17 protein-coding genes and 3 tRNA genes are annotated in these 25,358 nt (G+C 40.7%); 7 read left to right on the forward strand and 13 right to left on the reverse strand.

Going from position 1 to position 25,358, the window contains the following annotated elements; all coding sequences use genetic code 11:
- Window positions 1-142 precede the first annotated feature (142 nt).
- Window positions 143-2,005, forward strand: coding sequence for a TonB-dependent receptor domain-containing protein (locus tag HHO47_RS13155; protein WP_348981661.1), 1,863 nt, complete (start codon window positions 143-145; stop codon window positions 2,003-2,005).
- 451 nt (window positions 2,006-2,456) lie between these two features.
- On the opposite strand, the gene mrcB is transcribed toward HHO47_RS13155, so the two are convergent.
- The 5 genes from mrcB to HHO47_RS13180 all read right to left on the reverse strand — a co-directional run bounded on the left by mrcB (window position 2,457) and on the right by HHO47_RS13180 (window position 8,328).
- Window positions 2,457-4,808 carry a penicillin-binding protein 1B gene (mrcB, locus tag HHO47_RS13160; RefSeq protein WP_169020705.1) on the reverse strand — a complete coding sequence of 784 codons (2,352 nt, stop codon included), beginning with the start codon at window positions 4,806-4,808 and terminating at the stop codon, window positions 2,457-2,459.
- A gap of 192 nt (window positions 4,809-5,000) precedes the next feature.
- Window positions 5,001-5,162 (reverse strand): YqaE/Pmp3 family membrane protein, encoded by a 162-nt coding sequence (locus HHO47_RS13165; protein ID WP_145241282.1) that lies wholly within the window; start codon window positions 5,160-5,162, stop codon window positions 5,001-5,003.
- A gap of 179 nt (window positions 5,163-5,341) precedes the next feature.
- Window positions 5,342-6,571, reverse strand: a complete 1,230-nt coding sequence (locus tag HHO47_RS13170; protein WP_169020706.1) for an ammonium transporter — start codon at window positions 6,569-6,571, stop codon at window positions 5,342-5,344.
- Between the two features lie 9 nt (window positions 6,572-6,580).
- Complete coding sequence (locus HHO47_RS13175) at window positions 6,581-6,919, reverse strand: P-II family nitrogen regulator (protein ID WP_169020707.1); 339 nt, start codon at window positions 6,917-6,919, stop codon at window positions 6,581-6,583.
- Window positions 6,920-7,095: 176 nt separating this feature from the next.
- Window positions 7,096-8,328: a GGDEF domain-containing response regulator gene (locus HHO47_RS13180; RefSeq protein WP_169020708.1), complete on the reverse strand. Its 1,233-nt coding sequence runs from the start codon at window positions 8,326-8,328 to the stop codon at window positions 7,096-7,098.
- Window positions 8,329-8,739: 411 nt separating this feature from the next.
- On the opposite strand from HHO47_RS13180, the gene HHO47_RS13185 reads away from it, so the two are divergent.
- The 6 genes from HHO47_RS13185 to HHO47_RS13210 all read left to right on the forward strand — a co-directional run bounded on the left by HHO47_RS13185 (window position 8,740) and on the right by HHO47_RS13210 (window position 16,586).
- A complete protein-coding gene (locus HHO47_RS13185) occupies window positions 8,740-10,257 on the forward strand; it encodes a S10 family peptidase (protein WP_169020709.1) in 1,518 nt (505 codons plus the stop codon).
- A 107-nt stretch (window positions 10,258-10,364) separates the two neighbouring features.
- The gene (locus HHO47_RS13190; protein ID WP_169020710.1) at window positions 10,365-10,922 is read left to right on the forward strand and encodes a hypothetical protein; all 558 of its coding nucleotides are present in this window, start codon (window positions 10,365-10,367) and stop codon (window positions 10,920-10,922) included.
- Between the two features lie 20 nt (window positions 10,923-10,942).
- A complete protein-coding gene (locus HHO47_RS13195) occupies window positions 10,943-11,539 on the forward strand; it encodes a 5-formyltetrahydrofolate cyclo-ligase (RefSeq protein ID WP_169020711.1) in 597 nt (198 codons plus the stop codon).
- Between the two features lie 315 nt (window positions 11,540-11,854).
- Window positions 11,855-12,508 (forward strand): ribose-5-phosphate isomerase RpiA, encoded by a 654-nt coding sequence (gene rpiA / locus HHO47_RS13200; protein WP_169020712.1) that lies wholly within the window; start codon window positions 11,855-11,857, stop codon window positions 12,506-12,508.
- 13 nt (window positions 12,509-12,521) lie between these two features.
- Window positions 12,522-13,751 carry a phosphoglycerate dehydrogenase gene (serA, locus tag HHO47_RS13205; protein ID WP_169020713.1) on the forward strand — a complete coding sequence of 410 codons (1,230 nt, stop codon included), beginning with the start codon at window positions 12,522-12,524 and terminating at the stop codon, window positions 13,749-13,751.
- A 315-nt stretch (window positions 13,752-14,066) separates the two neighbouring features.
- Window positions 14,067-16,586 (forward strand): TonB-dependent receptor plug domain-containing protein, encoded by a 2,520-nt coding sequence (locus HHO47_RS13210; protein ID WP_169020714.1) that lies wholly within the window; start codon window positions 14,067-14,069, stop codon window positions 16,584-16,586.
- A gap of 65 nt (window positions 16,587-16,651) precedes the next feature.
- On the opposite strand, the gene HHO47_RS13215 is transcribed toward HHO47_RS13210, so the two are convergent.
- The 8 genes from HHO47_RS13215 to HHO47_RS13250 all read right to left on the reverse strand — a co-directional run bounded on the left by HHO47_RS13215 (window position 16,652) and on the right by HHO47_RS13250 (window position 25,037).
- A complete protein-coding gene (locus HHO47_RS13215; RefSeq protein ID WP_169020715.1) occupies window positions 16,652-16,789 on the reverse strand; it encodes a hypothetical protein in 138 nt (45 codons plus the stop codon).
- Between the two features lie 166 nt (window positions 16,790-16,955).
- Window positions 16,956-18,308, reverse strand: a complete 1,353-nt coding sequence (locus HHO47_RS13220; RefSeq protein WP_169020716.1) for a magnesium transporter — start codon at window positions 18,306-18,308, stop codon at window positions 16,956-16,958.
- A 111-nt stretch (window positions 18,309-18,419) separates the two neighbouring features.
- Window positions 18,420-21,500 (reverse strand): efflux RND transporter permease subunit, encoded by a 3,081-nt coding sequence (locus HHO47_RS13225; RefSeq protein WP_169020717.1) that lies wholly within the window; start codon window positions 21,498-21,500, stop codon window positions 18,420-18,422.
- The gene (locus HHO47_RS13230; RefSeq protein WP_169020718.1) at window positions 21,497-22,729 is read right to left on the reverse strand and encodes an efflux RND transporter periplasmic adaptor subunit; all 1,233 of its coding nucleotides are present in this window, start codon (window positions 22,727-22,729) and stop codon (window positions 21,497-21,499) included. The genes HHO47_RS13225 and HHO47_RS13230 overlap by 4 nt, the downstream gene beginning before the upstream one ends.
- A gap of 2 nt (window positions 22,730-22,731) precedes the next feature.
- Window positions 22,732-24,138, reverse strand: a complete 1,407-nt coding sequence (locus HHO47_RS13235) for a TolC family protein (RefSeq protein WP_169020719.1) — start codon at window positions 24,136-24,138, stop codon at window positions 22,732-22,734.
- 224 nt (window positions 24,139-24,362) lie between these two features.
- Window positions 24,363-24,438, reverse strand: a tRNA-Phe gene (locus HHO47_RS13240).
- 389 nt (window positions 24,439-24,827) lie between these two features.
- A tRNA-Thr gene (locus HHO47_RS13245) sits at window positions 24,828-24,903 on the reverse strand.
- A 58-nt stretch (window positions 24,904-24,961) separates the two neighbouring features.
- Window positions 24,962-25,037 (reverse strand) — tRNA-Phe (locus HHO47_RS13250).
- Window positions 25,038-25,358 lie beyond the last annotated feature (321 nt).

Below are 25,358 nucleotides of genomic sequence, written 5' to 3' on the forward strand. Positions count from 1 at the left end.
ATGAACTCGGGGCGATTCATTATTCTTTTATGGTATTTACACTGCTCGTGATAATGAAAGAGAATACGGTAATGCATCACAAACGGCACTGACAGCTATAAAAGATGATGACCCATATTACTTAGCAAGAATCGATTGGAATATAAACGAGGATCATCAATTAATGCTATGGGGTTTCAGCGACAAGCGTACATATTCAGAAAGTACTCTTGAAGATGCGGCGGGCATGGGCAACTACACCGCGGATGGTGGTACCGCATACCATGAGCGTGGTGGCGAAAGCTTTGCACTTCGTTATACAGGTAACCTAACTGATAACTTAAGTATGTCTGCTATGTACGGTGAAGTTAAGTTTTCAGAAACTGACTATTCAGACTTTGATGATTGCCCTACTGGGCATGACGCAGACTTAGGTACTGACACAACATGTTATGTGAACTTCACTGTTGGTGCTAATGAAGATAAACGTGAACAATTGCGTGTAGATCTTGACTGGTACCTTAACGATCAACACACACTGAAATTCGGCTATGATTCAGAAGTTAACACAGCTAACTCAACGACTATAAACTCAGGCGGCGTATACTACTACTACAAAACATTTGATGCAGGTGCGAGACTTCCAAACGGTTATGTTTTACCTGAGCAAATGAAAACTACACGTGTTCGTGATTATAAAAATGGAGGTGAGTTCGAAGTTAAAAACTGGGCGATCTACATTGAAGATGAGTGGGCAGTCACAGATAATTTAACGCTTAATCTGGGTCTTCGTAATGATAGCTTCACTAACTACAATGCAGATGGCGAAGAATTTGTTGCAATCGACAATCAAATAGCCCCAAGATTAGGTGCTTCATGGGATATCAACGGAGATGGTGATAGTAAGCTTTTCTTCACTGCTGGCCGCTATTATTTACCTGTCGCAGCTAATACAAATATCCGTTTAGCTGGTGCCGAAACATATATCCAAACTTGGTATGAATATGAAGGTTTAAATGCTGACGGTACTCCAGCTGGATTAGGTAATCAGTTAGGTGATCCAGCGATTTCTAACGGCGGTGATGGCACTGCAAAGCCTTCAAATACTTTATCGGATAAAAACCTAGAGCCAATGTATAATGATGAGTTTATTATTGGTTATCAAGCAGCGATTAATGATGACTGGTCATGGGGCATCAAAGGTACTTATCGTACTTTAGGTAACCAAATAGATGATGGTTCATATATCTTTGAAGATGATGAAGGTAATTACCTAGGTGAAAACTGGTTCTTATTCAACCCCGGAAATGGTGCTACTTTTAACTTTGACCTTGATGGTGATGGCACTACAGAAGAATATAGCTTCACAGCTGAAGAACTAGGTTATCCAGAAGCTAAGCGCCGTTATGCTGCTGTCGATCTTACTATTGAAAAGAATTGGGATCAATTATGGTCTCTAAAAGCACTATACACTTGGTCACATAACTATGGTAATACTGAGGGCTTTGTAAAATCTGATAATGCTCAAGATGATGCAGGCCTAACTCAAGATTGGGATTACCCTTATTTAATGGATGGTGCTAATGGTAACTTACCAGCTGATCGTCGTCATAATATCAAAGTATATGGTGCTTATGCTGTAACTGATAACTTCCTAGTTGGCGCAAATCTAAATATTGCTTCTGGGCGTCCTTGGACTGCCTTAGGTAAGGGTTATACTCCAGACCCTGATTTGTACCAATATGGTGATACATATTATGTAGGTGATAAGAAGTTCCCTCGTGGCAGCATGGGAACAACTCCCTGGACAGCTCGATTAGATCTTAACTTTACGTACAACCTTCGCTTTAATGATCAAAAAGTACGCTTCGCTTTGGATATCTTTAATGTATTCGATGCATCTACAGCAACACGTTACAACGAAATTGCTGAAGCAGCGGCTGGTGATGATAATGCGACATTCGGTTTAGCGCAAGGTTATCAATCTCCTCGTAGAATCCAACTGTCTGCTTCTTACGATTTTTAAGCTTAAACGTTTAATTAAATAAAATAAGCAAGACATAAAAAAGCCTCTTTAAGAGGCTTTTTTATGTCTGCTCTCATATCAATGAATGACACAATATCCAATCTTCCGCACTCACTTTAAGAATAAATTTTCTGATACTGTTCACCCAAACAATCAATGATGGTTTGATTGATGCTCCCAAATTAGAAATAAAGTAAGTTAATTGCTCAGCGAGTAAAGTCACAATCTATTGCCACCAGCCAAGTTTTAAAGGACTCACAACAGATCAGCGCGTTAGCAGTGAAAACTCAAAAGTCTGCACATTCAGGCTCTGTAGATACCAGAAAAATCAGCCAGCTGTCTGAGCAACTAAGCAGTGCAATGCAGTTTTTTAAAACCTAACCAGCTTACCTAATAAATGAATACACCAACCTAAGTTGCCGTGTTCGTTTTATAAGCCGTTTCAATACAATTAACGCTGACAACTTGGCCTTGGCTCAAATTCACTGACTCTAAGTGGCAGTTGAATTACTTTACCGCAACCCGGTGGCGCTTGCTTACCCGTTAATTCATCAATAAAAGCCCAGCGAATTGAAGGCGGACGAGTATCGGCTATTGCTTCAGGATTGAGCGGCTTAAGATAACGAATATACGTTTCTAATGCACCAACACTGCCCGTTAAGCCTGTACTTTTATTATCATCACGACCAAGCCAAGCAACGGTAACGGTATTTTGATCAAACCCTGCATACCAACTATCACGTAGATCATTACTGGTGCCCGTTTTACCAGCCAGCTGAATTGATGGAAAATGGGCATTTAAACGCTTAGCAGTGCCATCTTTAGTGACTCGTTTCATCGCGTATTTAGTCATATAAACAGCTGCTTTATCAAAACGTGGTTCTGAACTAACTTGATGCTGATAAAGCACACGCCCAACGGAATCGGTTAATGCCGAAATAGATGTTAATTGGCGGTACTCGCCATCAGCCGCCAACGTGGTGTAAAGTTGTGCCACTTCAAAGCTCGACATTTCAATCGCCCCTAACAGTAATGATGGGTACTGTGAGATTTGCGCTTTAGCGCCGAGTTTATTAAGTGTATTCGCGACTTTATCAACCCCGACATCAAGCCCTAAGTTGACCGCCGGAATATTGATACTTTGACTAAACGCTTTGTACAGTGGCAGCATACCGCGATATTGATGATCAAAATTCTCTGGTTGCCATACTTTGCCTTGTTCATTAGTCACTTGTACTGGCGAGTCATCTAACAAAGTAGCTAAGTTATAGTGCGGTAAACCCAGAGCTGTTAAATACACCGCCGGTTTAACTAACGAGCCTATGTTGCGCTTAGTATCAAGTACACGGTTAAAACCTAAAAAGCGCGGATCGCGTCCCGCAACTAAAGCAGATATACCGCCTTTCTCTACATTCACTGAGATCATCGCCGCTTCAAGCTGCTCTGTCGTGGCTCGTTTTTCAAGGTAAAGTAGGCTTTTTTCAATTGCCTCTTCCATTGCCGCTTGTTTTTGCAGATCAAAATAGGTAAATACCCGTACGCCGGCATCTAGTACTTCTTGGTCCGGTAGTAATTTTTTTAGCTCACGATCCACCAGCTCTAAATAACCAGGATACGATTTAGGCAAGCTATCTTTCATAGGTGCTATATCAATTGGCCGCTTTAATGCAGCACGGTATTCGCGGGTATCAATTAATTTATTATCAACCATCAAACGTAGCACTAAATCACGACGTTCCATAGTGCGTTCAGGATAACGGCGTGGATTATAATATGAAGGGCCTTTTACCATCGCAATGAGTAACGCTATTTGATCATACTCAAGCTCATCAACAGGCTTAGAAAAATAAAACTCAGACGCTAAACCCATGCCATGCACACCTTGATTATACGATTGACCAAGGTATACTTCGTTTAGATAAGCTTCTAAAATTTGATCTTTTGAATAGCGATAATCTAAAATTAACGCGATCAACGCTTCGTTAAATTTACGGATCAACGTACGATCACGGGTTAAATAAATATTTTTTGCCAGCTGCTGTGTTAACGTACTACCACCTTGAACTGTACGCCCTGCTTTAATGTTGCTGTATAAAGCCCGCATAATCGAAAACACGGATACACCGTGGTGCTGGTAAAAATTCTGATCTTCAACAACTAATAATGTATCTGTAAGCATCGGTGGAAATTTACCCAGCGGTACAAACTCACGATCTTGTTTTGAATCATTACCAATCCGTGCTATTTGCACTGGCTCTAATCGAGCAGTGTTTAAGCGCCGGCCAAACTTATCTTTAATACTCGCGAGTTTTTGTCCTGCAAAGCGTAACTCAATCACTTGAGCTTGTTCAAAGCCATCATAAAATTCAAATTCACGACGGAAAATTTTAATACTATCACCCGCTATTATATACTGCCCGGTACGACTTAACTGATTGACCGATGAATAGTTTAGCCTATCCAGTTCCCATACCACTTCTTGGCTAGATAAGAATTGACCAGGGTAAAAACCCATTGCTCGTGCATAAACTTGTGCTGGTAATTGCCATTTATTGCCTTCAAATTGACGCGTAATTTTGGCATCCAGATAAATTAAATATAAGCCCATCGCAACAATGCCAGCTAAGCTTAGCTTCCAAAAAATAGACCAGACTTTGCGACCAATTCCACGTTTTTTTATATTCGTTGCAGACATATTTTTAGTCGCAGTTTTTTTCACCGACTTAGACGCTGTACTTGGTGCTTTCTTTGCCGGGCGTTTTGATGGCGTTTTAGTGGAGCGGGAGTCTTTTTTATCAGCCATTGACGTTGCTATTTATTTCCAGAGTTAAATTTACAGGTGCGAGCTTAGCATATAGCTATATACCCAAGCCACTGCATATAGCATCTTGAGGTAGTTTGGGTATATTACACCTGCAAAATTAACCTTGACTGAAACTACTTATTCCAAACCTTGAGCAGTAAATCTTTTAATCCGAGTTGCGGTGACTTAATTTTAGCGTGTACACAACCACAATGAGTGGATCATTGCTGGTATAAAGAATATAAAGCACAAGACAATATTAATAATCAAATCTTTACCCACACCCGCTTTCAAAAATACAGCAACAGGTGGTAAGAATATAGATAAAATAATCAGCAATAGTTTGTTATCCATGCTTAACCTTATTATTTGTAGTTGGACTAGTTTTAAGCATAGTTACTTATTGTGATTTTTGCTGTATTAATAAACTTTAATTAAAAAAATTTAGCGTCTGCATAAATACAAAAAACCCTAATCGAAATTAGGGTTTTGTTTTGAACACACAATGATTTTAAAACTTTTTCACTTTCTGCTTAGTTGCTACGAACAGAAACAAACTCAGGGTAAGCATCAATACCACAATCATGTTGATCCATGCCGTTTAGCTCTTCTTCTTCTGTTACGCGGATACCTATCGTTTTCTTAAGTATTGTCCACACAATAAGTGAAGCTACAAATACAAAACCTACGATACAAACTAAGCCAATTAACTGGTTAACTAGGGTTGCATCAGTATTTGCTACTGGCACTAGGATAATACCCAAAATCCCACACACACCGTGCACTGATATCGCACCTACTGGGTCATCAATTTTAACTTTATCTAGTGCTACAATGCTAAATACTACCAATGAACCACCTAAAAGCCCCAGTAAACAAGCCAATAAAGGCGATGGCGATAAAGGATCAGCGGTAATAACCACTAGGCCGGCAAGCGTGCCATTTAGAACCATAGTTAAATCGGCTTTTCCCCACAATACTTTACAAACAAACAGTGCTGCAATCGCACCGGTTGCAGCCGCCGCATTAGTATTTAATAAAATTTTACCTACAGCCGTTGCGTTTTCAGCATCTGAAATTAATAGTTGTGAGCCACCGTTGAAACCAAACCAGCCCATCCATAAAATAAATGTGCCCAGTGTCGCTAATGGTAAGTTAGAACCTGGTATTGGATAAATTTCACCATTTTTACCATATTTACCTTTACGTGCACCTAGCATTAATACACCAGCAAGCGCAGCAGTAGCCCCTGTGCCGTGAACAATGGCCGAGCCTGCAAAATCAACAAAACCCATTTCAGATAAGAAACCGCCACCCCATGTCCAATAACCTTCAACAGGATAGATAAAACCAGTTAAAACAATAGCAAAAGCTAAGAAGGCCCATAGCTTCATACGCTCTGCAACCGCCCCCGATACGATTGACATAGCGGTGGCAACAAATACAACTTGGAAGAAGAAATCAGATTCTAAAGAATGATTAGCATCAGCGGCTTGAGTGCCAATAAGCCCACCTAGCGATGGAATGAAACCACCTTCAACGTTGTCTACATACATAATGTTGTAGCCAACTAGTAAGAACATGGTACATGCGATAGCATAAAGCGCCACATTCTTAGTTAAAATTTCGGTGGTATTTTTTGAACGTACTAAGCCCGCTTCAAGCATGGCGAAACCTGCCGCCATCCACATCACTAAAATACCGGATATTAAAAAATAAAATGTATCCAGCGAAAATTTGAGTTCAATTATCGTGTTTTCCATAACCCCCCCTTAAATTGCTTCTTCATCTAATTCACCCGTCCGAATACGGATAATTTGATCTAAGTCGTAAACGAAAATTTTTCCGTCACCAATTTTACCTGTTGATGCAATCTTGGTAATGGTCTCAACGACCCTTTGACAATTTTCGGTACGAGTAGCAATTTCTAGTTTTATTTTAGGAATAAAATCAACTTGATATTCAGCTCCACGATACAACTCTGTATGACCGCGTTGACGACCAAAGCCTTTGACGTCAACAACAGTCATCCCCTCAATGCCTAAATCAGCTAACGCTTCACGCACATCATCTAATTTGAATGGCTTTATTATTGCACTAATCATTTTCATAGTGGCCCCCTTCGGACGCTTTTTGTTATCCTGCTTGCTAAGACAACTCAACCTTTGTGCCACTATTTTTAGCTTATTAAAAACAATAAATTACATAATAAAATCAAATCAGACGCATAAAAAATGCACCATATAGGTGCATTTTTTTAATATCTCAACTGTACTGGTGCAGTAATCTAGTTTTGTCTGACTACACAGTCTCTACTTTGATCTTTAGCTTGATACAAAGCTTTATCAGCTAAACGCATAGCACTTGTTAACGTAACATTTTGAAATTTTGTTAAACCAATACTCACTGTAATTGCAAATGTATCACCGTTGATCACAAAATCATACTTAGACAACCGTACTCTAAACGCTTCTAGTAACTGGTAAGCTTGATCTAAATCTATATCAGTTAATACAATGGCAAATTCTTCCCCCCCCACGCGTGCAACGATAAAATCTTTAAACGAACTGCGTAATAAAGACGCTACTTGCTTTAAAGCCTGATCGCCAGCTTCATGGCCAAACTTATCATTGATTGCTTTGAAAAAATCAATATCGAGTAACGCTAAGCTATTGTTACGCGAAGTTTCTTTTAATCGTTTTTCGGCAAATTGATAAAAATAACGGCGATTATAAAGGTTTGTTAAATCATCGCGAAAGGCACTTTCTTTAATATCTGCGATCAATGATAGCTGCTCCATGGTCTGTAATACACGACAATGAAACTCTTCATTCATAAAGGGTTTGGTTAAAAAATCATTCGCGCCGAATTTAATAAACCGTGCTGATAAACCATGCTTACCCGCACCTGATAAGCCAATAATCGCTAAATCATCACGACCACGAAAATTTCGTACCGCTTTAACAAGCTCAAAACCGTCCATTGTCGGCATCGCATAATCAGTTAGTAATAATTTAATCTCTGGATCATTTTTCAATATTTTTAAAGCTTGTTCACCATCATGCGCATCTTGCACATCAAACAGCTGCTTTTCGAGCATTTGTTTAATTAACAAACGGCTTAAACGAGAATCATCAGCAATTAAGGCTTTACAACCTTGGTTACGTAATAGCTGCGCGACTAATTTAACCGCATAATGATAAGAATCACGATTATCTTTTATTACATAATCGACTACTCCAAGCTCTAATATTTGCTGGCGTTTATATTCATCAATGGTAGATGTTAATACCACGGTAGGGATCGCTTGGTCTAAAGTATATTTAACAACTTCACCATTCATCGCATCAGGCAAGGTTAAATCGACCAAAGCAAGCGTGTAATGATGTTTTGCAATGAATTCTTTGGCCTCGGCAAGTGACCAGGCAAAATCAACAGCAACATCAAGATAATGCGCTGATAAGTGCCGCAAAACCTGCTGGACCACTTTACTATCTTCAACAACTAAAACTCTTTGCATATATCTTCTCTACACTTCAGGTGGACATTGCGAGGGTAAATTTTTTACGAGTAAAAAACTAAAAGTTATAACAGGCAGTAATATACTTTATTATGAGCTTGAGAAAAATATATTGCTGAATATATACGCATAAAACAGAGTATTTACATTACTGATAATATTAATCTCTAGGACGTGCTGACCTTTTGTGATTAATTTTGCAGCAGCATGTTTGATATTTAAGCAAGGCAGAGCCTATGAGTGTGGTTGTTCCCCATAAATAGGCGATAACGCAGTATAAATTCCAAACATACGCTGCCCAAAGGGTTCTTCCTAGGGCTCACCGATTAATATCGTCGTCTAGTCTCATTCCCTTTGTTATTTACAAAAAAATTATCTTTAATAGATTAACTATTGTTTAAAGGATCCACCATGAAGCTTATCAGTATCATTAGTGTTTCTGTGGCCATACTTACTTTGAGTGTAAGCACAGCCAGTTATGCAGAAAACCAACGACGTATCGATGTCGATAGTAAAGTTGTCACCGAACATAAAGCGCGTATTAATGGCGAGCGTTTTTCATATACCGCAACTACAGGCACGCAACCAGTATGGAATGACAAGGGCGATGCCGTTGCAACATTACAATACACGTATTATGAACGTGACAAAGTTGACGATCGCACTAAACGCCCATTATTAATTTCGTTTAATGGCGGACCAGGCTCTGCATCAGTATGGATGCACTTAGCCTATACTGGACCACGGGTATTAAAAATTGATGACGAAGGCTACCCTATTCAACCGTATGGCGTGAAAGACAACCCATACTCAGTGCTTGATGTTGCCGACATCGTTTATGTAAATCCGGTTAATACAGGTTATTCTCGTGTACTTGAAAACGAAAAAGGCGAACTACCTAGTAAAGACGCCCAACAAAAAATGTTTTTTGGTGTTAATGCCGACATTAAATACTTAGCCGAATGGTTAAACACCTTTGTAAATCGCACTGAGCGCTGGCGCTCACCTAAATTTTTAATTGGTGAGAGCTACGGTACAACCCGTGTATCAGGCCTTGCTCATGAGCTACAAAACCGTCAATGGATGTACGTTAATGGTGTGGTACTGGTGTCTCCAACTGAAATCGGTATTAAACGTGAAGGTTCAATAAAAGCGGCTAACCGCCTACCTTACTTTGCTGCAACGGCTTGGTATCACAAAGCACTTAGCCCAGCACTGCAAGCTAAAGATTTAGATGAGCTACTACCTGAAGTTGAAGACTTTACCGTTAATAAGCTAATTCCAGCAATCGCTAAAGGCGGATTTATTGCTACCGATGAAAAACAAGCTATTATCAAACAAATGGCCTTATATGCGGGTGTATCTGAAAAGTTTGTTGCACAAAACAACCTTGATATTCCTACCAACTTCTTTTGGAAAGAACTACTACGCGAGCGCGGTCAAACGTTAGGCCGTTTAGATTCGCGCTATTTAGGCATGGACAAGCGTGACGCTGGCGAATCTCCCGATTACTGGGCTGAGCTAACATCATGGTTGCATTCATTTACACCAGCCATCAATCACTACTTACGTAAAGAGCTTAACTATAAAACTGACGTAAAATATAACCTGTTTGGTAATGTGCACCCGTGGGATCGCAGTAATAATAACACCGGTGAAAATCTCCGTTTAGCTATGGCACAAAACCCGTACCTTAATGTAATGATTCAATCAGGCTATTATGATGGTGCCACTAACTACTTTGATGCTAAATACACTTTATGGCAACTAGATCCAAGTAGTAAAATGCGTGATCGCCTAAGCTTCAAAGGCTACCGCAGTGGCCACATGATGTATTTACGCCATGCAGATTTAGAAACATCAAATAACGATTTACGTGATTTTATTTTACAGTCACTACCAAAAGAAGGTGAAGCTGCAAAGTATTAAACAGTGCTTAAAACCACTGGATTAAAAAAGCCCGTTTTTACGGGCTTTTGTTTATCGATAATTCGGATATACTCAAATTATTGATTTTACGTTTTTGGAAAACACAGATGACTGAAAACTTCCGTGTTATGTATGTTGGTCTAGCCCAAGATATTGAGCGATCGAATGCGATTAAACAACTGGCTGTAAAGCTCAAAGCTCCTGAAAGTAAAGTAGCTGCATTTTTTGAAAACAACCCCCTATTTGCCCCTTGTGAAAAAGAAAAAGCGCTCAAACAAGCAAAGCTACTTGCCAGCGTAGGCATCAAAAGTAAACTGCAACCAATAACCAACAACGCACCAGCGGTAAGTCGCAGCGATGCAACCAGCCAGCGAGATGAGCGTATTTTTAACGCCCTTGATTACATCACCAGTAGTTTAATTCGCATCGAAGAAAAACTCGACGACCTAGAGCAACGCTTACCCGCCACAACCCAACAACCAGACACTGATGAAGGCGACAATTGGCAAACTGACGACCTATTGCTAGACGAAGAGCTAACAACACCGATCAAAAAACGCAGTAACATGCTGCTGTATTCCCTTATAGCTATGGTTATTGTCTTGCTTATAGCACTAGGCTTATCGTTTGCACTCCCTGATTTATTCAGTTTTATAGATAATTAACAGATAAAGCAAAAATAAACATGAGCAAAAAAAGAGCACTGATCCGTCAACAAATCCGCAAAGCACGTAATTCGCTGTCAAAATTCGAGCAAAAAATTGCCGCAGAATCACTTAAAGTGAATTTTACTCAACACTTGAAACAGCAAAAAACCATTAAAAATGCCCATATCGGCATTTATTTTAGCAATGACGCAGAGCTAGATACATCATTGTTAATAAAAGACCTTTGGACTAAAAATCACACTCTCTACCTACCCGTAATTCACCCATTTAACGGCACTACTTTATACTTTCAACGCTATGAAGAAAATTCACCCATGAGGGCAAATCGCTATGGTATCTTGGAGCCTAAGTTAAATTGTAGTCAGATATGCCCACTTGCGGAGCTTGATTATCTGCTAATGCCATTAGTGGCATTTGATGATAACGGTAACCGGTTAGGGATGGGGGGTGGCTTTTATGATAAAACTTTGGCGCGCTACGAAAAAGAACACTGGCAAAAACCACAACTGATTGGCCTTGCACATCAATGCCAACATGTACCAAGTTTACCGGTTGAATCGTGGGATGTGCCATTAAATTACATAATCACACCACAGAAAATCTACCATTGGTAAGCAATTTATATATACCCAAGCCACCTCAAGATGCAGAATTCAGCGTTTCACAGGGGCTTAATATCAAGGCGTTACTTTGTAAGAATGGCATTCCCTTTTAAGAAGTAACAACGATGAGAGTAAGTGCCTGTGGAACGCCCAACGGGTTGGTTTAAAAGCGATTTATACTGCGTTATTGATTTTAACAATAGAACCACTATTGCTTGTAATCAATGCCTTGTCTAAATCGCTTTTAACTCCAACTGAAACTCGCATCTTGAGGTGACTTGGGTATACTACTAATGGCAATCCCTCTCACCTATTGAGCACATAATCATGACACAAGATGAATTAAAAAAAGCAGCTGCTTGGGCTGCACTCGAATTTGTAAAAAAAGACACCATTGTGGGTGTTGGCACAGGCTCAACTGTAAACCATTTTATTGATGCATTAGGCTCAGTAAAAGACACCATACGTGGTGTAGTATCAAGTTCTGACGCTTCAACCGAAAAACTAAAAGCACTCGGTCTTGAAGTATTTGAACTCAATGATGTTGATACCCTTGACGTGTACGTTGATGGTGCCGATGAAATAAATACGCTGAACGAAATGATCAAAGGCGGTGGCGCAGCACTCACCCGCGAAAAAATAGTCGCTGCGGTAGCAAAACAATTTGTATGTATTGTTGATGAAACAAAAATAGTGGACACCTTGGGGGAATTTCCACTGCCGGTAGAAGTTATTCCAATGGCACGCAGTTATGTTGCTCGCCAATTGCTGAAACTAGGCGGCGATCCAGTTTATCGCCATGGCGTGGTAACAGATAATGGTAACGTCATTTTAGACGTACATAATTTGTCGGTCAGCCAAGCAAAAGATTTAGAGCTGACAATTAACCAAATTGTTGGCGTAGTAACCAACGGCTTATTTGCCCGCCGCGGCGCAGATAAAGTGATTATCGGTACCAAAAATGGGCCGCAAATTAGATAAATAGGATGAGGATATGAGTAAGGTATCGTTAGCAAAAGACAAAATTAAAATTCTTTTGCTTGAAGGTGTACATCAAAGCGCTGTAGAAACGCTAAAACGTAATGGCTACAGTAATATTGATTATGTAAAAACCTCATTGCCTGAGGACGAACTAATCGAACGCATTAAAGATGTGCATTTTGTAGGCCTTCGTTCTCGTACTCATATTTCTGAAGCGGTATTAGATGCCGCAGAAAAATTGGTTGCCGTTGGTTGTTTTTGTATCGGCACCAACCAAGTTGATTTAAGTGCCGCACGCAAACGCGGTATTGCAGTATTCAACGCACCGTTTTCTAATACCCGCTCTGTTGCTGAGCTAGTACTTGGTGAAATTTTACTCTTGTTCCGTGGTATTCCAGAGCGTAATGCCACTGCCCACCGTGGCGGCTGGTTAAAGACCGCCAATGGCTCATTTGAAGCCCGTGGTAAAACTTTAGGTATTATTGGTTACGGCCACATTGGTACGCAGCTAGGTATTATGGCTGAAAACATCGGTATGAACGTTGAATTTTACGATATTGAAGACAAGTTAACCCTAGGTAATGCTACACAAGTACATAACCTAACCCAACTACTGCAACGCGCTGATGTTATTAGCTTACACGTACCTGAAACACCGCAGACTAAAAACCTGATTGGTAGCGCGGAAATTGCAGTGATGAAACAAGGTTCAATTTTGATCAATGCCTCACGCGGCACCGTAGTTGATATTGACGCCCTAGCAGAAGCACTGCGTGATAAAAAAATCAGCGGCGCTGCCATCGACGTATTCCCAGTTGAGCCAAAATCAAACGATGAAGAATTTGTATCGCCACTACGCGAATTCGACAACGTAATTTTAACGCCGCACATCGGTGGTTCAACTCAAGAAGCGCAAGAAAACATTGGTATTGAAGTAGCAGGTAAACTAGCAAAATACTCAGATAACGGCTCAACTATTACTGCTGTTAACTTCCCTGAAGTATCACTGCCAGAGCTTGCCAACCGTAGCCGTTTATTACACGTACACCACAACCGCCCAGGTGTGTTAACCCAAATTAACCAAGCGTTTGCCCAGCACGGCATCAACATCGCCGCGCAATACTTGCAAACAGACGAAGCGATTGGTTACGTAGTAATAGACGTAGATACTGACCACTCTGAAATAGCACTAAAAGAGTTAAGTGCAGTAGAAGGCACGATCAGAGCACGTATTCTTCACTAACAGCGGTCAAAAAATAAAAGCCGTGCTTGTTAAATCAAGCACGGCTTTTATTTTCAGTGAGATAAATGTTACTTTGCAAAGAGTTCAAATTGCACTTCCTGTTAATAAAAAACGCATGATGGGTAGCGCACTGTACAGAACAAAATCTGACGGCAGAAATAAAATCAGCGTTAGCTTATAAACATAGCCATAACAAAAACCAATATATTTTAACAAACCGCTTTAGTTATACATATACTATATTTTAATATTATTTGTTTGTTCCCAACCCCCTATATACACTAGGTTGCGTATGACAACAACACGGGATAAACAATGAAACTATTTAACAAGTTACCTTTGCAACTTGCTATCGCAAGTACATTGGCTACTTCAGCGACTGCAATCGCTGTTGAACAAACAGCTGACACAACAGCACAAGATATTGAAGTTATTTCGGTCACCGGCACACGCCGTAGTTTACGAAGTATCGCGGAAAGTACCGTGCCTGTAGACTTGCTGACCAGTCGTGATCTGGCAACCTCTGGCCAACTAGAAATAAGCCAAGTGCTTGCAGCGCAATTACCTAGCTTTAATTACCCAAGCGCAACCCTTGCTGATGGTACTGACCATGCAAAACCAGCAGTATTACGAGGCCTAGCTCCTGATCACACCTTAGTACTGATCAATGGCAAACGCCGTCACTCTGGTGCTTTATTGAATTTAGGTGGCACAGTTGGCCGTGGCTCTACGGCTGTTGATTTAAATAATATTCCAACCTCTGCGATTAAACGCGTTGAAATATTACGTGATGGTGCAGCTGCTCAATATGGCTCAGATGCCATTGCTGGTGTGATTAATATTGTGCTCAAAGATGCCGATGAAGGCGGTAGTGTAAGCTACACTTATGGCCAATATGATTCACAAATGGCAGGCTCTGCCCAGTTAAAAGAAACAATCGTCGACTCACAAGGTAAGCTTGGTTTTGTTAAAGGTGATGAGCGCCGCGTTAACGATGGTATTACCCGTATTGCAAGTGCCAATGCGGGCTTTTCGCTTAGCAAGAATGGCTTTATCAATATCTCAATTGAAACCCGTAACAACGAGCCAACTAACCGCTCAGGTATTGATGAGCGAGAACAATATAATCGTGATGAAAACGGCGCACTTGATCCAAAAGAGCTGACGTTTGACCGTTATAATCACCGTTTTGGTAAAGCCGATGTTGAAGATATCGCGCTATTTTATAACCTTGGCTATGACTTTAATGATGACTTATCATTTTACTCTTTTGCCAGTTACTCAAATCGTAAAGGTAACTCAGGCGGCTTCTATCGCCGTGCCAAAGACAACCGCAATGTGCCAAGCGTTTATCCAGATGGTTTTTTACCAAACATTGACACTGATGTTGACGACTATTCGTTTGCTATCGGCTTAAATGGAATTAGTAATGATTGGACATGGGATATCAGCACTAATTATGGTCGCAATGACTTTTCCTTAGGAGTTAGCAATAGTATCAATACCTCTATGGGTACTAACAGTCCAACAGAGTTTGACAATGGCGCGTTAGTATATGAACAATTCCTTATTAATCTGGATGCCAGCAATAGCTTTGACTTAGGCTTGCCTGATGACGTGTTTGTTACCATTGGTACTGAATATCGCCATGAAAACTACCAAATCAAAGCCGGTGAACTAGCTTCATATTTAACGGTGCTTGATGCACAAGGCGTGCCTGTTGCCGCTGGTGGCGCACAAGTTTTATCCGGTTTTTCACCGGATAGTGCAACTGATAAAAGCCGCCATAACATTGCCCTATTTGCTGAATTTGATACCTACCTCACTGAGAATTGGAATGCTGTGCTAGCAGGTCGATTTGAAGACTATAGTGACTTTGGCAGTACTTTTACAGCGAAACTTGCCAGCCGCTATAGCATTACTCCTGCATTATCGTTACGTGGAGCTATCAGTAGTGGTTTTAGAGCGCCATCCCTAGCACAAACATCTTATAAATCAGTTAGCACTGTATTTGAAGATGGTGTACCTAGAGAAGTTGGGCTATTTCCAAGTAATGAGCCTGCTGCCAAAGCGCTTGGCGCAAAAGATTTAGATGCTGAAGAGTCTGTCAATATGACCGCTGGTTTTATCTTTACCCAAGGTAATTTTAACTTCACTCTTGATGCTTATCGTATCGATATTAATGATCGCATTGTGCTTTCTGAAAACTTAGAAGGCCCTGCTGTTGAGGCTATTTTACAACAAGCCGGTGAGCTTAATACCCAAAGTGTGCGCTACTTTACCAATGCTATCGATTCGCGTACTCAAGGGGTTGACATTGTTGCCACTTATTTACTCGGTTTAGCTAATTATGGTGACTTACGTTTAAGTGCCGCTGTAAACTTTAACGATACAGAAGTTACTCATGTGAAAGACAATCCACCGGAACTCGAAGCGTTAGGTGATGGATATCAATACTTTGCACGACGTGAAATTTCTCGATTCGAAAAAGGCACACCAGCAGATAAATGGAACCTGTCTGCAACATGGGATTATGAAAATATACAAACCACGCTTCGTGTAACACGTTATGGAGAAGTAGTTGATGCATCAAGTGATGCTGATGGCGATGAACGGCTTAAAGCAAAATGGCTCACTGATATTGAAGTGGCTTATCGTCCAACTGAGCAATGGAAGCTGGCTTTAGGCGCTAATAATCTATTTGATCAGTACCCGCAAGATACTGTAAATAACGTGGGTTATAGTGATTTCAACCAAATTTTCACTTACAGCGGATTCACGCCATATAGTTTGGATGGTCGCTTTGTTTATGCAAATGTAACGTTTAATTTTTAATTAAACAACTAACGACGGCCCATAAATATGGGCCGTCGTTATGAGGGGTGCAATGATATGCTAAATTAAGCTGCTTTTTTCAGCGCTTTTTTAAGCTTACCTATTTTGGCTTTTTGTTTTGCGACTTTATCTTTACGTGCGCTGATTTCTTTTTTAATCGATTTGACTTCTTTACTTATTGCTTTAGCTGGTTTCTTTGACATTGAGTATTTCCTTTTTTAATTATGTAGCTCGCCACTGCGAGAGCTGTACTTTATGATAAAAAAGAACCAGATGCTACGCGTCAACCAGCTCTTCACTAAAAGTTCATATAAAGGAAATAAAACTGAAATCAACCAAGTGTAAGCAAAAGTTATCATACATCACACACTAAAGTAGTAATAAACTACCTAACCCTAAGAAAGTCACAAAACCAACGATATCGGTCACTGTTGTCAATATTACTGAACCTGACAATGCGGGATCGATTTTCATTTTATCTAAAATAGAAGGGATCACTACGCCTGACAAAGAGGCTGCTATTAAATTAAGCAAAATAGCCACGGTAATGGTAATGCTGAGCATCACATCACTAAACCAAAAATAGGTAAGCGCACCAATTACCATAGCCCATACACAGCCATTCACAGCCCCTACCCTCAGCTCTTTTTTAAGTAACGCCTTACGGTTTGAGTCGGTTACCTGACCAAGCGCTAAACCGCGCACAATTACGGTAAGTGTTTGACTACCTGCAATCCCTCCCATTGACGCAACTACCGGCATTAATACTGCCAATGCAACCACTTGCTCAATGGTTGCGCCAAATAAGCCTATAAACCAAGATGCCAAAAATGCGGTAGCCAAATTAATGCCTAACCAAATACCACGGTTTTTAGCACTTTTTCGTACGCTGGCAAATAGATCTTCGTCTTCACGTAAACCACCGGCTTTTGCCGTGGCTTCATCGGTGACCTCTTGGCGTAATTCGTAAGCTGAAGTAACTTTTAAGCGCCCTAGTAGTTTATTATCAGCATTGACGACTGGCATGGCCATTCTTTCGCTATGGATCACTACTTCCGCAGCTTCATATAAATCATCGTCAGCATGCAGTGAGGTGATATCGTGATCAGCAAAACTTAGTAAGATATCTGAGTCATTGGCTTTAAATAATGCATTTACGGGTACTTCACCAATTAGGGTGCCTTTGCGGCTCACTAAATAAATAACTTCGGTGTATTGCGGTAAGCCCTTTTGTAATATTTTCTTTGCACCACCAACGGTCAATTTGTCCGACACTTTTAATGAATCAAAATCAAGCCAGTGACCAAGTTGCTCTGGTAAATACTGCTGCGCTAACTCGTATTGCTTAGTTTGTACTTCATCTAATTGGCGACGAGCGTATTCAACAAAGCGCTCAGGGATCACTTCTTCAAGTTCAAGTAATTCAGCAACGCTCACTTCATCAAGTAATTTAAAGCCGTCATCTTCATCGAGAGTTTGCAATAACCAACGACAGCTATCGGCACCTAGATTAATGAATATTTCGTGCTGGGTGTCTTCATCTAATAATTGCCAAATATCAATCCGCTGATCTTTTGGTAAGGCTTCAAATAATAGCGATAAATGTTCTGTCGAGAGTATCTCTTTGGCGTCAACTAACAGCTTATTTTTACGCTCTGTGGTATCACATTGTAGAAGCTCGTCAATAAGCTGTGGGAGTTGATCAATCGGGTATTCAATCATGTTGAAGCCTTTGAATTTAACTACTTTGTGGTTAGTTTACCTCAGCTTGAAAAAATAGTTTGAGAAATTTTGTATGTATTCCCCACACCTAATTAGCCGTGGGGAAGTTGTTTATTTAAACCAGCCTTGTACGCGCTCTACCAACAGGTAATTAACGGGCACCAGTAATAAGGTGATAAAGGTTGCAAAAATAATCCCAAAACCAAGGCTAACTGCCATGGGGATCAAAAACTGTGCTTGCGTTGCTTTTTCAAACAACAACGGCATTAAACCAATAAAAGTAGTGATACTGGTTAACATCACAGGGCGAAAACGTGATGCGCCCGCTTGTTTTACTGCCTCTAATAGTTCGCCACCTTCCGCACGCTTTTTATTAATAAAATCAACTAGTACTAATGAGTCATTCACCACCACGCCGACTAAAGCCAGCATGCCGAGTAAGCTCATGATGCTCAAGTCCATGCCCATGATCCAGTGCCCCATTACCGCACCAATCATCCCAAAAGGGATCACGCTCATAACAATAAGTGGCTGAATATAAGACTTAAATGGAATGGCCAGTAAGGCATAGATAATAAAGAATACAAACAGTAGGCCCCATGCAAGTGAACCAAAGGATTCTCTTTGCTCTTTGGCTTCACCTTCGAGTGAATGAGTTACACCAGGATACTGTCGCACCAACTCATCAAGGTATGCTTTAAGATCTGCTTGTAAGACCGTCATGTTGGTATTGCCTTTTTCAATGTCAGCAGTCACATTGAGCGTTCGATAACGGTCTATACGATTGATTGTTGAAGGGCTTTTACCGGGCACTAACGTGGCGATATGCGACAGCGGCACAATACCACCGGTTGGCGTTTTTATCAGAATATCTTTTAAATCGGCTACTGAGCGACGCTCCTCAATGGGTAAACGTACCATAACACGCACATCGTCGCGCCCGCGTTGGATACGCTGCACTTGCACACCAAAAAATGAGTTCCGCACTTGCTGTGATACATCAACTCGGTTTAAGCCAAGTGCAAGACCTTGATCGGTCAATTCTATTTCAAGCTCTTCTTTACCATCTGACATGCTATCAGCAATTTCATACACTGTTGGGTAAGTCGCTAACCGTTGTTTTACTTTATCAGCTACTTTTTCTAAGGTGACAATTGAGCTACCATTAAGCTGCACATCGATAGGGCTTGAGGTACGACCAAATTCAGCCCTAAAGGTAACACTTTCAGCACCGGGTATAATACCAATTAACTCTCGCCATTCACTTACCAACTCTTGAGAAGTGATACTTGAGTCCCGCGTTTCCGTCGGTGTAATTTCAAATCTTACTCTGCCTGAGTTTGACGAGCCACCACGCCCCCCCGTGGTTGCCAAAATATTTAAAATGACGCTTTGACCATCTTCATCACGGTATTTTTCTTTTAAATCCTTCGCTTTATCTGACATATCAATAATATATTTATTGGTCACTTCAAAAGGTGTACCTGCAGGAAAGGTCAAGGTTGCACGTACTGTCTCGCTTGGAATACGTGGGAAAAACACAAACTTAGTCCAACCGCTGGTGATCAAGGTTAGAATAATTAAACAGACTCCGGCAAAGAAACTAATGGTGGCTAATTTATTACGTATCGCCAGATTTAACAGGGGTTGGTAATATTTTAATATCGCATGTTCAAAGCCGTCGGCAAAACGTTGCTGAAACTGCTCTAGTTTTGATGGATCACTTTTTTCATTGCGTAATTTTAAATACTTTAAGTGTGCAGGCAGTACAAACTTTGATTCAATTAATGAGAATAATAAAACTGGGATCACTACTACCGGAATTTGTGCGAATAAAGCTCCGCGCGGACCTTCAATAAATGCCAGCGGTAAAAATGCAGCTACCGTAGTTAACACACCAAAAGTAACCGGTGTGGCTACTTCTTGCGTGCCGCGAATAGCAGCTTGTTCGCCTGATTCAGCCGTTTTCATATGGGTATAGACGTTCTCACCGGTAACAATGGCGTCATCCACCACGATACCCAGCACCAAGATAAAGCCAAATAAACTCATTACGTTTAAGCTCACACCAAAAAATGGCATCGCTAAAAATGCGCCCATAAACGATACAGGAATACCTATAAACACCCAAAACGCAATTGCAGGTCGCAAAAATAACGTTAGTAAAGCTAGAACCAAAATTCCGCCTTGTAGTGCATTGGTAGATAGAGTCGCTATCCGCGCTTTAACAAGTTCTGATTCATCGTCCCAGTAACTTAGTTCAAAGCCTTCTGGGAGCGATTTTTGCTGCACATCAATATAGTTTTTAACGGCATCAGCAACATCAATAGCACTTTGCGGGCCGATACGATAAACATCAATAAATGCTGCTTGTTTGCCATTAAAGCGTGTTCGAACAGGCGTTTCTTCAAAGCCATCATTAATTGTCGCAATGTCACCTAAACGAATAATCGTACCATCGGCTTGGTTTTTAATAACGATTTTAGCGAACTCATCTTTACGATAAGCTTGTCCTTTAGAGCGGATCAGTACATCTCCGCCTTCGGTTTTTAAGTTACCAGCCGAAACATCAGAGCTTGAGCTGGCAATCGCTGATGATATATCGGCTAAACTTAAACTATATTGGCGCAGCACATCCTGGCTTACTTCTATAGATAGCTCATAGTCACGAACACCACTGAGCTCAACTTGGGTAATACTTGGATCTCTTAATAATTCATCGCGTACTGTTTCTGCATAAGCGAGGGTTTCTTTCTCGCCATAGATACTCGACACGGTGACGGCGATCACTTCGCTTTTCCACTCGGCAAGCGATACGATTGGTTTTTCAGCATCCACAGGAAAGGTATTAATCGAATCAACTCGGTTTTTTATATCTGCAAGCAACTCTCGCGGATCATAACTATTTTCAATTTCGATACTTACCGATGATGAGCCCTCTGATGAGCGGCTCGAAATGCGTTTAACGCCTTCTAAGTCTTGTACCGCTTCTTCGATACGAATGGTCACCCCTTTCTCTACATCTTCAGGTGTAGAGCCTCGCAGTGATACACTCACATTCACCCGTTCAGTTTGAATCGTTGGAAACACTTCCAACGGAATTTGTGTAAACAAACTAAACAATCCGGCTAATAATATACTGATCAATAGAAGGTTAGCTGCAACATGATTTTTGATAAACCAAGCGATCATTGCTTCGCTCCTTGTTCAGCGATTTTTGGCTTTTGGCTGCCTCCATCAAGTATACGTTGGTATTGCTCTTCACTCATAACGCTTACTCTGGTGCCTGAGCTCACTTGACCAAGCGGGGTTAATACAAGCTCATCACCATTATTTAAACCTGTAGCAATAATTGCTTTTTCTGCATTTTGCCAAGCCAATGTGATGTCTTTACGATTTAAAACACCATTTTTTACTGTATACACATAGCTGCCTTGATAAATGGCACTATTGGGGATTACGAGAGCATTGGGTAATATTTTTCCGGTAATTTCAGCTTTGATATATTGGCCAATTTTAATTGGATACTGCTTATCTGCGGTGGCTTTATAAGGGTCATTTATTTTTGCGACTACATATAATTGTTGGGCGAACTCATCAATAGCACCTTCTGTGCGCACAACTTGTCCCTGCCAATGTTGATGACCAACAAGTTCTGACGTTAAGGCCACATCAGCACCCTGCTCAGTGTTATCTTTATCTCTAAATTGCATGGGTAAATTGATAAACGCTAAGTCTTTATTTTTAATTGGCAAGCGAATTTCGACGCTGTCGATTGCATAAATAGACGCCAGTTCAGTGTTGTTACTCACAACTTGCCCTAAATCAACACTGCGACTGAGTACTCGCCCAGCGTAAGGTGCTCTGATCTTGGTTCGTTCTAGATCAAGCTCTGCTTTTTCTAGTTGTGCCTGCGCTGATAAAACCTCAGCTTGCGCCGCTGCTAGTTGTGGTTTGCGCAACACTAAAGAACTGGCTTGTTCACCATTACCCAAGCGCTGCCAATCAGTTTGTGCTTGTTTACCGCGTGCTTGCTCTTCTAATAACGCTTGTTGGGCAGTTAATAAATTAGCTTGTGCAGACTTAACTTCAGCTCGATGATCTCTGTCATCTAACTCTAGTAATACTTCATCTTTATCAAAAAAACCACCGTCACGAAATTGATCGTTAACATTGATAATTTGCCCAGATGCTTGCGACACTAAGATGCTTTGCGTTCGCGGCTTTACCGTGCCAAAGCTGTTGATCATAACTTGGTAAGGCTTTGCTTTTAGATGAGAAATAGCAACGGTAACATTTGCTTTAGGCGCAGAGCCAAAACGTTCGCTCTTTGGTGGGTTACCCTTAATGAAGACAATTAACACCGCTGTTACTGCGATAACAATAGCTGGGATTAATAATTTACGAAGTTTACTGTTCATGATTATTGCTCTTCTGATTCTTGGTTCGGCTCGAAAAAATCGCCACCAAGGGCAACATGTAGCTTTATGCGATTTAAAATTAACTGACTTTTAATATTGATCACTGAATTTTGTGCGCTAAAAGAGCGATCTTGTGCATCCAGTACAGTTGTGTAGTTAACTAAACCACTTTTATATTGTTCAAACGATAACTTTTCAGCAGCAATAGCATTGGTTTGTGCTTCAAGTGTTGTTTTATAACGTTGCTGAAGAGATTGCTCTTGGGTAATCGCATTTTCTACATCGGTAAATGCGTCATAGAGAGATTCAAGATACATCTGCTCTTGGCGTTTAACTGTTAGACTTGCTTGCTGTTCATTTGCAGCTAAACGACCACTATCAAAAATCGGCATAGCAATGTTGCCAACTAAAGACCACGCTAAACTTGAAGGGGAAAATAAATCACTCATTCTATCAGTGCTATCACTTAGTGAAGCGGTTAGGTTTAAGCTAGGAAAGCGCTGTTTATGGGCGTAAGCCAAGCCGGCATCCGTACTTAATAACTGATACCAACTCGCCATTAAGTTTGGTTTACGAGTAAGCAGCTCTGACGGCAAACCTTTAGGAATTGGTTTATCAAGTAAAGGCAAATCGGCATCAACACTTAAAGCACCTTTGGGATAGACACCGGTTAATCGCTCTAGTGTACGTATCGATTCTGTTAATGTAGCTTGCTGCTGGGCAATATTAGCGCGTGCTGTATTTAATTTATTACGGGTTAAATATACATCGAGTGCTTCGCTCAATCCTTGACGATATCCTGATTCAATAATAGTGAGATTCTGCTCAGCGATTTTTTCTCTTTGCTTATAGAGCGCTAATAACTGCTGCGCCGTTATTACATTAAGCCAAGCACTGACGACATCTGCTACCAATTGTTGACGAGACTGTTCAAAAGTCGCTTTTTGCGCTAAATATTCTAAATTAGCTTGGCGCTCAGCCGCTGCAAGTTTACCCCATAAATCAACTTCATAACTTAAAGATATGTCAGTTGAGCTGGCATTATTATAACTAACTGGGCGGTTGTTTTTACTGCGGTTTGTGCGCGTAGACAAGTCAAGACTTGGCCAAAGTGCCGCCCCAGTTGCAATTAATTGTTGCTGTTTTATAGCGACATCAAACCCAGCTTGCAATATAGCCTGATTATGACGTAATGCTTGCCCCACAAGCGCATACACTTGTGGATTTTCAAGTTGCTGTAACCAATTATCAGCAACAGCTTCGTCTAACTTTTGCGTGGAATCTTGTTGCCAGTTAGTTGGCAATGCATCGAGTTGTTGCACTCGCTCTTGCTGAGTCGGCTGTGTTGCACAAGCCCCAATGAACAACACAGTTAATGCAACAATACTCGGCTTTAGTTGCCAGTTCATGTTTAACCCTGAATACATCAATTACTAACTGTAATTCAATCACTCAAGCTCTAATAGCTCAACTGACTTTACATAAAATTACAAATACTTAGTTGATACAGCGATAAAGCGCAGGTTTTGTGGGATTAAAGGTGCTAGGTGCTTGAATTAAAAAGCGCAACCATGTATTTAGCAGACTTTTTTCAAAAAAAGCCCCACATTTTCATGCAGGGCTTTAATATAAATGGTGCCTCGACGCGGAATCGAACCACGGACACGAGGATTTTCAATCCTCTGCTCTACCGACTGAGCTATCGAGGCACATTAACTGTGCTGTAAAACGTACGATAAACACGACATTTTACTTTAATAAATGGTGCCGACTAACCGAGTCGAACGGATAACCTGAATGAATTACTGATTACAACTCAGTTGCTCTTTCAAATTATCTAAATAAATGGTGCCGACTAACCGAGTCGAACGGATAACCTGAATGAATTACTGATTACAAGTCAGTTGCTCTTTCAAATCATCTAAATAAATGGTGCCGACTAACCGAGTCGAACGGATAACCTGAATGAATTACTGATTACAAGTCAGTTGCTCTTTCAAATCATCTAAATAAATGGTGCCGACTAACCGAGTCGAACGGATAACCTGAATGAATTACTGATTACAAGTCAGTTGCTCTTTCAAATCATCTAAATAAATGGTGCCGACTAACCGAGTCGAACGGTTGACCTACTGATTACAAGTCAGTTGCTCTACCAGCTGAGCTAAGTCGGCATACTAAACTGTGTGCTAAGGCACATTTCAATTTTAAAGATTGATAACTTTTAATAAATGGTGCCTCGACGCGGAATCGAACCACGGACACGAGGATTTTCAATCCTCTGCTCTACCGACTGAGCTATCGAGGCACATTAACTGTGCTGATCCACTGTTAATTTAACAATAAATCTAAATAAATGGTGCCGACTAACCGAGTCGAACGGATAACCTGAATGAATTACTGATTACAAGTCAGTTACTCTTTCAAATTATCTAAATAAATGGTGCCGACTAACCGAGTCGAACGGATAACCTGAATGAATTACTGATTACAAGTCAGTTGCTCTTTCAAATTATCTAAATAAATGGTGCCGACTAACCGAGTCGAACGGATAACCTGAATGAATTACTGATTACAAGTCAGTTGCTCTTTCAAATTATCTAAATAAATGGTGCCGACTAACCGAGTC

Origin of the sequence: Pseudoalteromonas arctica, from assembly GCF_012927645.1 — a bacterium.
Classification (GTDB): domain Bacteria; phylum Pseudomonadota; class Gammaproteobacteria; order Enterobacterales; family Alteromonadaceae; genus Pseudoalteromonas; species Pseudoalteromonas arctica_A.